The sequence below is a fragment of the Paraburkholderia eburnea genome (assembly GCF_002917095.1).
Taxonomy (GTDB): Bacteria; Pseudomonadota; Gammaproteobacteria; order Burkholderiales; family Burkholderiaceae; genus Paraburkholderia; species Paraburkholderia eburnea.
On record NZ_PQGA01000002.1, the window covers coordinates 104,098 to 117,109 of the forward strand.

10 protein-coding genes are annotated in these 13,012 nt (G+C 62.3%); 7 read left to right on the forward strand and 3 right to left on the reverse strand.

Annotated features, from left to right (window positions below; all coding sequences use genetic code 11):
• Positions 1-135: 135 nt before the first annotated feature.
• The 6 genes from cyoA (at position 136) to B0G62_RS04930 (ending at position 6,402) form a co-directional block, all read left to right on the forward strand.
• A complete protein-coding gene (cyoA, locus tag B0G62_RS04905) occupies positions 136-1,029 on the forward strand; it encodes a ubiquinol oxidase subunit II (protein WP_103703064.1) in 894 nt (297 codons plus the stop codon).
• A 6-nt stretch (positions 1,030-1,035) separates the two neighbouring features.
• Positions 1,036-3,039: a cytochrome o ubiquinol oxidase subunit I gene (cyoB, locus tag B0G62_RS04910; protein WP_103703065.1), complete on the forward strand. Its 2,004-nt coding sequence runs from the start codon at positions 1,036-1,038 to the stop codon at positions 3,037-3,039.
• Positions 3,040-3,042: 3 nt separating this feature from the next.
• A complete protein-coding gene (cyoC, locus tag B0G62_RS04915; RefSeq protein WP_103703066.1) occupies positions 3,043-3,654 on the forward strand; it encodes a cytochrome o ubiquinol oxidase subunit III in 612 nt (203 codons plus the stop codon).
• Entirely contained in the window at positions 3,655-3,975 is a 321-nt protein-coding gene (gene cyoD / locus B0G62_RS04920; RefSeq protein ID WP_103703067.1) for a cytochrome o ubiquinol oxidase subunit IV, read from the forward strand.
• A 308-nt stretch (positions 3,976-4,283) separates the two neighbouring features.
• Positions 4,284-5,486, forward strand: coding sequence for a 3-oxoadipyl-CoA thiolase (pcaF, locus tag B0G62_RS04925; protein WP_103703068.1), 1,203 nt, complete (start codon positions 4,284-4,286; stop codon positions 5,484-5,486).
• Positions 5,487-5,787: 301 nt separating this feature from the next.
• The gene (locus tag B0G62_RS04930; RefSeq protein WP_244193118.1) at positions 5,788-6,402 is read left to right on the forward strand and encodes a hypothetical protein; all 615 of its coding nucleotides are present in this window, start codon (positions 5,788-5,790) and stop codon (positions 6,400-6,402) included.
• 126 nt (positions 6,403-6,528) lie between these two features.
• Here B0G62_RS04930 and gabD read toward each other — a convergent pair whose 3' ends face one another.
• A complete protein-coding gene (gene gabD, locus B0G62_RS04935) occupies positions 6,529-7,980 on the reverse strand; it encodes an NADP-dependent succinate-semialdehyde dehydrogenase (RefSeq protein WP_103703070.1) in 1,452 nt (483 codons plus the stop codon).
• A 162-nt stretch (positions 7,981-8,142) separates the two neighbouring features.
• Positions 8,143-9,435: a 4-aminobutyrate--2-oxoglutarate transaminase gene (gene gabT, locus B0G62_RS04940; RefSeq protein ID WP_103703071.1), complete on the reverse strand. Its 1,293-nt coding sequence runs from the start codon at positions 9,433-9,435 to the stop codon at positions 8,143-8,145.
• A gap of 123 nt (positions 9,436-9,558) precedes the next feature.
• Between gabT and pdxR the strand changes: the two genes are divergently transcribed.
• Positions 9,559-11,229: a MocR-like pyridoxine biosynthesis transcription factor PdxR gene (gene pdxR, locus B0G62_RS04945; RefSeq protein WP_103703072.1), complete on the forward strand. Its 1,671-nt coding sequence runs from the start codon at positions 9,559-9,561 to the stop codon at positions 11,227-11,229.
• Between the two features lie 519 nt (positions 11,230-11,748).
• Here the strand turns inward: pdxR and B0G62_RS04950 are convergent.
• Positions 11,749-12,999 (reverse strand): IS256 family transposase, encoded by a 1,251-nt coding sequence (locus tag B0G62_RS04950; RefSeq protein ID WP_103703073.1) that lies wholly within the window; start codon positions 12,997-12,999, stop codon positions 11,749-11,751.
• Between the last annotated feature and the right edge of the window lie 13 nt (positions 13,000-13,012).

Sequence of the window (13,012 nt, forward strand, 5' to 3'; positions counted from 1 at the left end):
TTTTTGAATAAGTCGTTTCCGTAGAATTTCGCTAAAAACGGTACGGGTGCATTTTGCATGGCGGATTTTGCAATGCGAGTGCGTGATGACGTTCAAGGCAGCGTTCAAAGTGGTTAAACGGAAAAGCAGGCAAACATGAAGAGAAAAGCCTTCAAAAGGTGGTTAATCCCCCTCGGCGGCGGGCTCGTCGCCACGCTCGCGGGATGTAGCGGCAACCTGACGGTGCTCGATCCCAAGGGCAGCGTCGGGATGGCCGAAAAATCCCTCATCGCCACGGCCACGTGGGCCATGCTGCTCGTCGTGGTGCCGGTGATCCTGCTCACGCTCTATTTCGCCTGGCGCTACCGCGCGTCCAACCGCAACGCCACCTACGCGCCCAAGTGGGCGCACTCGACGGCAATCGAAGTGGTGGTCTGGACCATTCCGGCCGTCATCATCCTCTTCCTCGCCGTGCTCACCTGGAAGACCACGCACGAACTCGATCCCTACAAGCCGCTCGAATCGAACGTGAAGCCCATCAACGTCGAAGTCGTCGCGCTCGACTGGAAGTGGCTCTTCATCTATCCGGACCTGGGCATTGCCACGGTGAACCAGCTTGCGGTGCCGGTGGGCACGCCGGTCAACTTCCGCATCACGTCGGATTCGGTGATGAACTCGTTCTTCATCCCGCAACTGGGCACCCAGGTCTATGCGATGGCAGGCATGCAGACGCGCCTGCACCTCGTCGCCGACGAAGCCGGCAACTACGAAGGCATTTCGGCCAACTACAGCGGCAAGGGCTTCTCCGACATGAAGTTCCGCACGCTCGCCACCAGCCAGCAGGATTTCGACGCGTGGGTGCAGAAGGTCAAGGCTTCGCGCGACGGCCTGTCGATGGACGAATACGCGGGCGTCGCGCAGCCGACCGAGAAGGCGCCGGTGCAGTACTTCTCGACCGTCGATCCGAAGCTCTTCAACAACATCATCGCGAAGTACAACAACGGCCACGTCACGGACTTCAATGACCCGTCGTGCGTGACCAAGGGGTAAGCAGTCATGTTCGGAAAACTCACCTTAGAGGCGATCCCGTTCGATCAGCCGATCATCATGGGCGCCGCGGCGTTCATGGCGCTGATCGTGGTCGCCGTGCTCGGTCTCGTGACCGTGGCCGGCAAGTGGAAGTACATCTGGTCCGAATGGCTCACGAGCGTGGACCATAAGCGCATCGGCCTGATGTACATCATCGTGGCGGTGCTGATGCTCGTGCGCGGTTTCGCCGACGCCGTCATGATGCGCGTCCAGCAGGCCATCGCCTTCGACGCGCCGGGCTATCTGCCGGCGCATCACTATGACCAGATCTTCTCGGCGCACGGCGTCATCATGATCTTCTTCATGGCGATGGCGCTCATGGTCGGGCTGTTCAACCTCGTCGTGCCGCTGCAGATCGGCGCGCGCGACGTGGCGTTCCCGTTCCTGAACTCGCTCTCGTTCTGGATGACGGCGATCAGCGCGATTCTCATCAACCTGTCGCTGGTGGTCGGCGAGTTCGCACAAACGGGCTGGCTCGCGTATCCGCCGCTTTCGGAACTGCAGTTCAGTCCGGGCGTGGGCGTCGACTACTACATCTGGTCGCTGCAGCTGTCGGGCGTGGGCACGCTCATTACCGGCATCAACTTCTTCGTCACCATTCTGAAGATGCGCGCGCCGGGCATGAGCCTCATGAAGATGCCGGTGTTTACGTGGACGGCGCTGTGCTCGAACGTGCTCATCATGGCCACGTTCCCGATTCTCACGATCGCGCTCGCACTGCTGGGCTTCGACCGTTACGTCGGTACGCACTTCTTCACGAACGACGGCGGCGGCAACGTCATGCTGTATCTGAACCTGATCTGGGCGTGGGGCCACCCCGAGGTGTATATCCTCGTGCTGCCTGCGTTCGGCATCTATTCGGAAGTCATGGCCACGTTCGCGAAGAAGCCGCTGTTCGGCTACAAGACGATGGTGTACGCCTCGTGCGCGATCATGGTGCTGGCCTTCCTGGTGTGGCTGCATCACTTCTTCACGATGGGCTCGGGCGCCGACGTCAACGCGTTCTTCGGCATCATGACCATGGTCATCGCCATCCCCACGGGCGTGAAGATTTTCAACTGGCTGTTCACGATGTATCGCGGCCGCATCCACTTCACCGCGCCGGTGCTCTGGACGATCGGCTTCATGGTCACGTTCTCGATCGGCGGCATGACCGGCGTGATGATGGCGATCCCGGGCGCGGACTTCGTGCTGCACAACTCGCTGTTCCTGATCGCCCACTTCCACAATGCCATTATCGGCGGCGTGGTGTTCGGCTACCTCGCGGGCCTGCACTACTGGTTCCCGAAGGTGTTCGGCCTCAAGCCCAATGAAAAGCTCGGCAAGGCGTCGTTCTGGTGCTGGTTCGTCGGCTTCTATGTGGCGTTCGTGCCGATCTACGTGCTGGGCTTCATGGGCGCGACGCGTCGCCTGAATCACTACGACAACCCCGCATGGCAGCCGTATTTCGTCGTGGCCGCGATTGGCGTGGCGATCATCGCGCTGGGCGTCGTGTTTCAGATCCTTCAATGGGTGATGGCGTTCGTCAATCGCAACAAGGCGGAATGCCAGGACGTCACGGGCGACCCGTGGGACGGCCGCACGCTCGAATGGGCGACCTCGTCGCCGCCGCCGGTCTATAACTTCGCGGTCATCCCGCAGGTGCAGGAGATCGACGCCTTTGCTCACATGAAGGAAACGGGCCGCGGTCTGGGTCTCGCGGCGAAGTACAGCGACATTCATATGCCGTCGAACACGTCGGCGGGCTTCTTCGTCGGTATGTTCAGCCTGGCGCTGGGTTTCGCGGGCGTGTGGCACATCGTGTGGCTGGGCGTGCTGGCGTTTGCCGCCATTGTCGTGACGATTGCCGTGCGCAGCTTCAGCGACGATGACGGCTATTACATTCCGGCCGCGAAGGTTCGCGAGATCGAAGAGAAGCGCCATCGCGCGACGGTTGCCGTCGAGCGCGAACTGGCGGAACTGGAGGCCTAAGCCATGCTACAGAAAACCCATACGGCAACGCTTGCCGACTTCGATCATCACGATCATCCGCCGTCGAACTCGGTGTTCGGCTTCTGGGTGTACCTGATGACGGACTGCGTCCTGTTCGCCTCGCTGTTCGCGACTTTCGGCGTGCTCGCACACCAGTACGCTGGTGGCCCGACGGGCAAGGATCTGTTCGATATCGGCGGCGTGGCGATCGAAACCGCCGTGCTGCTGCTTTCGAGCATCACCTACGGCTTTGCGATGCTCGGCGCACAGCAACGCAAGAGCGGCGCGGTGCTCGGGTGGCTAGGCGTCACCTTTATTCTGGGCGTGCTGTTCCTCGTGCTCGAACTGCACGAGTTCTCGCACCTGATCGCCGATGGCGCGGGTCCGCAGCGCAGCGCGTTTCTTTCGTCGTTCTTCGTGCTGGTCAGCACGCACGGCCTGCACGTGTTCTTCGGTCTCGTCTGGATGATCGTGCTGATGATCCAGGTGCTGCGCCGCCCGCAACTCGACGAGCGCGAAGTGCGCCGCCTGACGTGCCTGAGCCTCTTCTGGCACTTTCTGGACGTGGTGTGGATCTGCGTGTTTACTTTTGTCTATCTCGGGAGCGTGCTCTAAATGGCTCATTCTCATAGCGAAGCCCATGGCTCCCTCGGCAGCTATGCCGCGGGCTTCATCCTCTCCGTGCTGCTGACCGCCGGCGCATTCGGCATCGTCCTGCATGGCACGCTCGGGCCGGGTACGGGCATGGCCATCCTCGCGGTGCTTGCCTTCGTGCAGGTCGTCGTCCATCTGGTGTTCTTCCTGCATCTGAACGCATCGCCGGGGCAGGGCTGGAACGTGCTGTCGCTTGCCTATACTGTGCTGGCCGCCGCGTTCCTGATCTTCGGCACGATCTGGGTCATGCACAACGTCAGTATGAATATGATGTCGCGTTAAGTCCTACGGTTCGATTGGACAAGCCAGCGGCCGCACGAGATCACCGTCTCGCGCGGCCGTTGTCATTTCTGCTGCTGTTTCCGCCGCTGGCCTACGGTTACCCCTGCTTGACACTCGCGCGCCGCGACGCCTATCATGGGCGCCAAATGTTCGATTATCGACCATGAGTTCGTAAGTCGAACAAAACGCACGAGGACGTGCGCGTTCGATACCTCATTCTTCGCCCGCGCAGTCCGTCGATCCCAACCGGTTTAGCATGGGATTGCGTCCGACTGTCACACAGCGCGCGCAATCGACAGGAGACTCTGATGACGGAAGCATTCATCTGCGACGCAATTCGCACACCGATCGGCCGCTACGCAGGCGCCCTCGCGCAGGTTCGCGCTGACGACCTGGGCGCGGTGCCGCTCAAGGCGCTCATGGAGCGCAACAAGGACGTGGACTGGGCGGCGATCGACGACGTCATCTACGGTTGTGCGAACCAGGCTGGCGAAGACAACCGTAACGTCGCGCGCATGTCGTCGCTGCTGGCGGGGCTGCCGCAGGCCGTGCCGGGCTCGACCGTCAACCGTCTGTGCGGCTCGGGTATGGACGCAGTGGGTATTGCCGCCCGCGCGCTCAAGTCGGGCGAAACCGATCTGATGATCGCAGGCGGCGTGGAAAGCATGAGCCGCGCGCCTTTCGTGATGGGCAAGGCGAACACGGCCTTCGCGCGCGACGCCGCCATCTATGACACGACGATCGGCTGGCGCTTCGTCAACAAGCTGATGAAGCAGCAATATGGCGTCGATTCGATGCCGGAAACGGCTGAAAACGTCGCGATCGACTACAACGTGAGCCGCGCGGATCAGGACGCGTTCGCGGTGCGCAGCCAGCAGAAGGCGGCGCGCGCCATCGCCGACGGCACGTTGGCGCAGGAAATCGTGTCGGTCAGCATCGCACAGAAGAAGGGCGATCCGCTGGTGGTGTCGCGCGACGAACATCCGCGTGAGACCTCGCTCGAAGCGCTGGCCAGGCTCAAGGGCGTGGTGGGTCCGGATGGTTCGGTCACGGCCGGTAACGCATCGGGTGTGAACGACGGCGCTTGTGCGCTGCTGCTAGCCAACGAAGAAAATGCGAAGCGCTTTGGCTTGACGCCGCGTGCGCGCGTGATCGGCATGGCAACGGCAGGCGTTGCGCCGCGCGTCATGGGCATTGGCCCGGGACCGGCTACGCAGAAGCTGCTCGCGCGTCTGGGCATGACGATCGATCAGTTCGATGTGATCGAGCTCAATGAGGCGTTTGCTTCGCAAGGTCTGGCGGTGCTGCGCATGCTGGGTGTCGCGGACGACGATCCCCGTGTCAACCCGAACGGTGGCGCGATTGCGCTGGGGCACCCGCTGGGCATGAGCGGCGCGCGTCTCGTGACGACCGCGATGTATCAGCTGCACCGCACCGGCGGGCGTTATGCGCTCTGCACGATGTGTATCGGCGTCGGTCAAGGCATTGCTATCGCGATCGAGCGCGTCTAATACGTATTGATCGATTCAATCAAGCCGCGGGGTCTGTTTCGGACCCGCGGTTTTTTTACTTTTTGCTTCCGGTTGCATCGACAGATTTAATGATTGGCAACAATCGAGGCGTTAATTTCATTAACAATCGCCAAACAATTTCAAACAAAATCTATCAAATTCAAGACAAATAATCTCGATCAAACTCAGCGGCATCCAGCAGCCTTCGCTTCGTACTCCCGCGTAGAATCGCTCGCACGTCGGTCCTGCACCGATCTGATTAGTTAAGCGAATCGAATTCACCGAAATGAGGGAGACGGAAATGAAGAGGGTATCGGTTTTGATAGCAGCACTGACGATGGGTATCGGCTTTTCGCAGGCGTCGTTTGCGCAGAACAATCAGCCGGCTTCCGCGCCTCAACCGTCAGCACTCGCAAGCGCGGCGCAATCGGTGATCGCCATGGCTCCGCCTGTCCACGTAAAGGCCAAAATCGTCGCCATCGACCGCGGTTCCCGTGTCGTCACGCTGCGGGGTCCGCGCGGCAACGACATCGATATCGCGTTGAGCCAGCAGGTCGGCAACTTCGATCAGCTCAACGTCGGCGATACCGTTGACGTGCTTTACAAGAACGCGCTGCTGGTGACTGCCGACAAGGTCACGGGCAAGGATAAGGGCATTCGCAAGCGCGTCGATACCAGCGTGTATCTGCCGGCTTCGTCGGGCTATGACGCGGCGCGTCAGGTCGAGGTGCAGGCCACCGTGCAGCACATCAACGCGAAGAAGCGCGAGGTCACGTTGCGCGGCGCATATCAGACCGTCACCGTTCAGGCTACGCCCGACGTCGATCTCAAGGCGCTCAAGGTCGGCGACACGATTCATGCGGTGTTCGTCTCGGCATACGCCACGCAGGTCACGCCGGTCGGCGCGACGCAGTAAGCGCGGCCCGCACGCAATTCGCATACGCAAAAGCAAACCGGCGCGTAGCGAATCCATCGCCACGCGCCGGTTTGTCCGACCATCCGCACGGGCGCCTTTAGCGGCGCCCGTCTTTCGTCTGGCGGCTTACATGCCTGCCATGCACAGGTACTTGATGACGACGTAGTCGTCGATACCGTAGTGCGAGCCTTCGCGGCCCAGACCCGATTGCTTCACGCCGCCGAACGGCGCGACTTCGTTCGAGATCAGGCCGGTGTTGATGCCCACCATGCCGTATTCGAGCGCTTCCGCCACGCGCCAGACGCGGCCGATATCGCGGCTGTAGAAGTAGGCGGCCAGACCGAATTCGGTATCGTTCGCCATCTTGATCACTTCTTCATCCGACGAGAAGCGGAACAGCGGCGCGAGCGGGCCGAACGTTTCGTCGCGCGCGACCTTCATCGCGGGCGTGACGCCCGTGAGGATGGTCGGCTCGAAGAAGCCATGGCCGAGCGCGTGGCGTTTGCCGCCCGTCAGCACCTGAGCACCCTTGCCGAGCGCGTCTTCGATGTGCGATTCCACCTTCAGCACGGCGGCTTCGTTGATGAGCGGGCCTTGCGTCACGCCGGCCTCGGTGCCCAGGCCCACCTTGAGCTTTTCCACCGCATCGCGCAGCTTCGCGGCGAACGCGTCGTACACGGCCTCGTGCACGTAGAAGCGGTTCGTGCACACGCAGGTCTGGCCGCTGTTGCGGTACTTCGAGGCAATCGCGCCCGCGACCGCGGCGTCCAGATCGGCATCGTCGAACACGATGAACGGCGCGTTGCCGCCCAGTTCGAGCGAGACTTTCTTGACGGTCGCGGCGCACTGGCTCATCAGCAGACGGCCCACCGGCGTCGAGCCGGTGAACGAGAGCTTGCGCACGATCGGGTTGCTCGTCAGTTCGCCGCCGATGGCCTTCGGGTCGCCGGTGACGACGCTGAACACGCCCGCCGGCACGCCCGCGCGTTCGGCCAGCACGGCCAGCGCGAGCGCCGAAAACGGCGTCGCTTCAGCGGGTTTCAGCACGATCGGGCAGCCTGCGGCGAGCGCCGGGCCGACCTTGCGCGTGATCATCGCGGCGGGGAAATTCCAGGGCGTGATCGCGGCGCACACGCCGATCGCTTCCTTCGTCACGACGATGCGCTTGTCGTTGGCGGGCGTCGGGATCGTGTCGCCGTAGACGCGCTTGCCTTCCTCGGCGAACCATTCGAGGAACGAAGCGGCGTAGCCGATTTCGCCCTTGGCTTCGGCGAGCGGCTTGCCTTGCTCGGTCGTGAGGATCAGCGCGAGGTCGTCGGCGTTTTCGATCATCAGGTCGTGCCACTTGCGCAGGATCACGCTGCGCTCCTTCGCCGTTTTGGCGCGCCAGGCAGGCCAGGCGGCGTTCGCGGTGGAGATCGCGCGGCGCGTTTCGGCGGCGCCCATGCGCGGCACCGTGCCGATCAGCGCGCCGGTGGCGGGGTTGACCACGTCGAGCGTGGCGCCGTCTTCGGCGCCTTGCCATTCACCGTTGATATAGGCGGCGTTCTTGAGCAGCGATGCGTCTTTCAGGTTCATGTGTGAACTCCGGACAGGCTTCGAATGGATTCGTTTTCGGTGAGTCGTCGCCGCGCGATGTACGGCGGCGCGGCACAACGACGAACGGCACAGCGGCCAGCGCCGGTGTGCCGTTTCGGGATGGCCCGCGCTCGGCGGGCCAAGGTGTGTTTCGTAAGTGGCTTAGGCCGGCACGCCCACGGCTTCCTTGATCGACTCTTCGAGGATCGCGAGGGCTTCGTCGAAGACGTTTTCCTGGATCGTCAGCGGGAACAGGAAGCGCACGACGTTCGAGTACACGCCGCACACGAGCAGCAGCAGGCCGCGGTTCAGCGCTGCCGTTTGTACGCGCTTCGTGAAGTCGGCGTCGGCTTCGTTCGTGCCCGGCTTGCAGAATTCCACGGCATTCATCGCGCCCGGACCGCGCACGTCGGCGATTTGCGGCACTTCGGCCTTCATCGCGTTCAGCTTGGCCTTGATCTTGTCGCCGAGCTTCGTGGCGCGCTCGCAGAGCTTTTCTTCTTCGATGATCTCGATGACTGCGTGCGCCGAAGCGACGGCCAGCGGGTTACCGGCATACGTGCCGCCCAGACCGCCAGGCGCTGCCGCGTCCATGACTTCCGCGCGGCCGACCACGCCCGACAGCGGCATGCCGCCGGCGAGGCTCTTGGCGATCGTCATCAGATCCGGCGCGACGTCGTAGTGTTCCATCGCGAACAGCTTGCCGGTACGCGCGAAGCCGGTTTGGACTTCGTCGGCGATCAGCAGGATGCCGTGCGTGTCGCAGATCTTGCGCAGGCCGCGCACGAAGTCAGCCGGCGCCTGGTAGAAGCCGCCTTCGCCCTGAACCGGTTCGAAGATGATCGCGGCGACGCGCTTCGGATCGATGTCGGCCTTGAACAGCATCTCGATGTGCTTGAGCGAATCGGCCGTGCTGATGCCGTGAACCGAGTTGGGGTACGGAGCGTGGTAGACGTCAGCCGGGAAGGGGCCGAAGTTCAGCTTGTACGGCGCGACCTTGCCGGTGAGCGCCATGCCCATCATCGTGCGGCCGTGGAAGCCGCCCGCGAAGGCGATCACGCCCGGACGGCCCGTCGAGGCGCGCGCGATCTTGACGGCGTTTTCGACGGCTTCAGCGCCGGTCGTGAAGAACGCGGCCTTCTTTGCGAAGCTGCCCGGCGCGCGCTGCGCGACCTTCTCGGCCAGCGAGACGTACGACTCGTAGGGGACGATCTGGTAGGCGGTGTGCGTGAACTGGTCGAGTTGCGCCTTGATGGCGGCGACGATCTTCGGATGGCGGTGGCCCGTGTTGCACACGGCGATACCGGCGGCGAAGTCGATGAAGCGGCGGCCTTCGACGTCCCACAGTTCCGCGTTTTCGGCGCGTTCGGCGTAGAAGTTGCACATCACGCCCACGCCGCGCGGGGTAATGGCGTCCTTGCGGCTCTGCAGATCGGCGTTCTTGCTCACGTTCATCTCCTTGATGCTTTCGGTTCTGAGGTTGGTGGGTGGACCGGCAAGCAGTCCATGCCGCGACTATACTCACGTTTGGCTCTAAAATTTAGAGCCATTCAGTGCAATCTTTAGGAGCCAATTTCGATGCGAGCGAGTGTCCTGTCCGACTGGCTGGCCCAGCGGCTCGAGCGCGGCAGCGGCCAGCCCGTGTACCGGCAACTGCACCGGTTGCTGCAACAGGCGATCCTCTCGCGCGAACTGCCGGCGGGCGCGCGAGTCCCGTCCTCGCGGCTTCTGGCGGCGGAGCTGGGGATCGCGCGCAATACGGTGACGCAGGTTTACGAGCAATTGGTGCTCGAAGGCTACGTCACATCGGCGACGGGGCGTGGCACGTTCGTGGCCGATACTTCGCCCGATGAGATCGTCGACGCGGCGGAAATTGGCTCTATCGGATTGGTGAAAACCCCGATTAAATCAGGTGCCATTGCGAGCCAATCGCGAACTAGTGCAACTAACAGCCAGATTGACGCCGCGCTGGCAGTGTTGCCGCCGCCGTTGGCCGTTGCTGCCGATCTGCTCGACGACGACGCTGTCACGCGGTTTTCAGGCGCGCCGCAAGCATTGCAGTCTGCGCAGCCGCACCGGCCGGCTGCCCGCGCGCTCTCCGCGCGTGGCGCGCGCCTGATCGCGGGAGCGGGCGTTTCGAAACGCCAGGGTGGCGCGTTCATGCCCGGCGTGCCCGATGTCTCGCGCTTCCCGGCGCGCATCTGGACGCGCTTGCACAACAAATACTGGCGCACGCTGCGTCCCGATTTGCTGACTTACGCACCGGGCGGCGGGCTCGCTTTGCTGCGTCACGTATTGGCCGACTATTTGCGCACCTCGCGTTCGGTGCGCTGTTCGCCCGAGCAGATCATCATCACGACCGGCATTCACCAGTCCGTCGATCTTGCCGTGCGTCTGCTGTCCGATCCGGGCGACACCATCTGGACCGAAGACCCTTGCTACTGGGGCGTGCGCAGCGTGCTGCACGTTTCGGGGCTTAAGCCGCGTCCGATCGCCGTGGATAGCGAAGGCATCAATCCTTCAGCTGCCGATTTCGCCGCGCCGCCGCCGAAGCTGATTCTTGTCACGCCTTCGCATCAATATCCGCTCGGCATGGTGATGAGCCTCGCGCGTCGCCGCACGCTGCTCGAATACGCGCGGCAGCATCAGTGCTGGATCATCGAGGACGATTACGACAGTGAGTTTCGCTACGGCAGCCGGCCGCTTGCGTCGCTGCAAGGGCTCGATACGGCGGGGCAGGTGATTTATGTGGGGAGCTTCGGGAAGACGCTGTTTCCGGGGCTGCGCGTGGGGTATCTGGTTGCGCCGGAGCCGCTTGCGGAGAGTTTCGCGACTGCGAGTGCCGAGCTTTATCGTGAAGGGCAGTTGTTGCAACAGGCCGTGCTGGCGGAATTTATCGCGGAAGGGCATTTCACTTCGCATATTCGCAAGATGCGGGCGCTCTATGGGCAGCGGCGGCAGGCGTTGCTTGATGCTGCCGCGCGGCGTTATGGGGATGCGTTGCCTGCTATGGGCGGGGATGCCGGGTTGCATGTGGTCATGCAGTTGCCTGAGGGCAGTGATGATCGTGCTGTCGCTGAGGCTGCGCTTGCTCGTAATATCGTTGTGCGGCCGTTGTCGGGGTATTACTCGGAACGTGAGCGCGCGGCGGCGGGGTTGTTGATTGGCTATGCCTGTGTGCCCGATGAGGAGATCGTGCCTGCTTTTGATACGCTTGGCGAGGCTATTGATGTTGGCATTTCCTTGTGATCGTGTTGGTTTGCCAGTGTTGCCCCTGTGCGGGGCGGCACCTACTTTTCTTTGCCGCGGCAAAGAAAAGTAGGCAAAAGAAAGCCGCTCAAACCGCCAGTGTGACGCCGTTCACCACTCGCCCACCAGCGGAGTGGTGACTGGGCAGCGCTCGCATCACGCGTCGTACAACGGAGTGGAGACGCCCGCCCATCCGGGGGCGCTGCGCGCCCCGTGGGGCATAACAAAAAACCGTGGTTTGGGGGTATTCGTATTCTCTGAAAGGTTAGAAGTACTGTTGGTTTCCCATGCAGACCGAACCGCTGCGCGCGTAGCGAGCAGCGGGATGAATGAGTCCTTTGTCACTTCGTTGGGTGGTGCGGGATGCGAGCAATGCCCAGTCACCACTCCGCTACAGGGTTAGTGGTGGACTGCGTCACACTGGCGGTGTGAGCGGCTTTCTTTGCCTACTTTCTTTGCCGCCGCAAAGAAAGTAAGTGCGGGGGTGTCAGAATTTCCGTGTTCAAGGCGGGTTGAGCATTACACGGTGAATCTGAAGAAGCGATCCTGATAGAGGATAGCGAATTGGTTCATGGCAGCTTTCCAGTCGTGAGTGGAGCTGCCCCAGCCCGCCGTGATATTGCGCAAGGCCAGCCAGATCAACTTCGTTGCTGCCTCGTCGCTCGGGAAGTGCCCACGGGTCTTAATGATCTTGCGCAACTGGGCATTGATACTCTCGATGGCGTTGGTCGTATAAATGATCTTTCGGATCGCGGGCGCAAACGCAAAGAATGGAATCACGCGATCCCAGGCACTACGCCATGCCATGCTGATCATCGGGAATTTCTGCCCCCAGGGGCCGTCGGCAAAGTCATTCAGTGCGGCCTCGGCCGCCTCCGCGCTGGTGGCCGCGTAGATCGGTCGAATGGCGGCAGCCAGCGTCCGACGGTCTTTCCAGCCCGAATAATCCAGGCTGTTTCGAATCAGATGGACGATGCAGGTCTGCAGCGTCGTCTCGGGGAACACAGCCGCCAGCGCTTCAGGCATGCCCTTGAGGCCGTCGGTGACGGCAATCAGGATGTTGTGGACGCCGCGCGTCTTCAGATCGTTGAAGACTTTCATCCAGAATTTGGCGCCTTCGGTGCCTTCAATCCAGAGTCCGAGAATGTCGCGCGTGCCGTCCGGCAGCACGCCCAGCGCCAGATAGACGGCCTTGTTGCGCACCACCGCGTCTTCGCGGATCTTGACCCGCAGTGCGTCGAAGAACACGACCGGATACATGGGCTCAAGCGGGCGGCCCTGCCAGGCAGTGACTTCGGCCATCACTTCATCCGTGACCGAACTGATGAAATCGGGCGAGACCTCGGTACCGTACTGCTCCAGCAGGAAGCCCTGGATCTCCCGAACTGTCATGCCTCGGGCATACATGGCAACGATCTTGTCGTCGAAGCCGGTGAAGCGTCGTTCGTGTTTGGGAATCAGCAGCGGCTCGAAGCTGCCATCGCGCTCGCGCGGCACCTCGATGCGCATCGGGCCGTCTTCGGTCAGGACCGTCTTGGCCCCTTTGCCATTGCGCTGGTTGACGACGTCGGCCGGCTTCGTCGCGCCCGGCGGATAACCGAGATGGTGGTTCATCTCGCCGCCCAGCGCACGTTCGATCAGGGCTTTCTTGAGCGCCATCGTGGCGGCATTGATGGCTTCGGCCGTCATCGGGCCGTTGCCGAACTGCTCAAGCAGCTCTGCAGGAATCGCCGGTAAATCTGCCGGCGGGGCTTTCGGTTTGCGTGGCATAAACACTCCTTGG

Excerpts from the sequence above, each read along its gene's own strand:
- B0G62_RS04950 (WP_103703073.1), bottom strand. The coding sequence starts at position 12,999 with ATGCCACGCAAACCGAAAGCCCCGCCGGCAGATTTACCGGCGATTCCT.
- pdxR (WP_103703072.1), top strand. The coding sequence starts at position 9,559 with ATGCGAGCGAGTGTCCTGTCCGACTGGCTGGCCCAGCGGCTCGAGCGC.
- gabT (WP_103703071.1), bottom strand. The coding sequence starts at position 9,435 with ATGAACGTGAGCAAGAACGCCGATCTGCAGAGCCGCAAGGACGCCATT.
- pcaF (WP_103703068.1), top strand. The coding sequence starts at position 4,284 with ATGACGGAAGCATTCATCTGCGACGCAATTCGCACACCGATCGGCCGC.
- cyoB (WP_103703065.1), top strand. The coding sequence starts at position 1,036 with ATGTTCGGAAAACTCACCTTAGAGGCGATCCCGTTCGATCAGCCGATC.
- B0G62_RS04930 (WP_244193118.1), top strand. The coding sequence starts at position 5,788 with ATGAAGAGGGTATCGGTTTTGATAGCAGCACTGACGATGGGTATCGGC.
- gabD (WP_103703070.1), bottom strand. The coding sequence starts at position 7,980 with ATGAACCTGAAAGACGCATCGCTGCTCAAGAACGCCGCCTATATCAAC.
- cyoA (WP_103703064.1), top strand. The coding sequence starts at position 136 with ATGAAGAGAAAAGCCTTCAAAAGGTGGTTAATCCCCCTCGGCGGCGGG.
- cyoD (WP_103703067.1), top strand. The coding sequence starts at position 3,655 with ATGGCTCATTCTCATAGCGAAGCCCATGGCTCCCTCGGCAGCTATGCC.
- cyoC (WP_103703066.1), top strand. The coding sequence starts at position 3,043 with ATGCTACAGAAAACCCATACGGCAACGCTTGCCGACTTCGATCATCAC.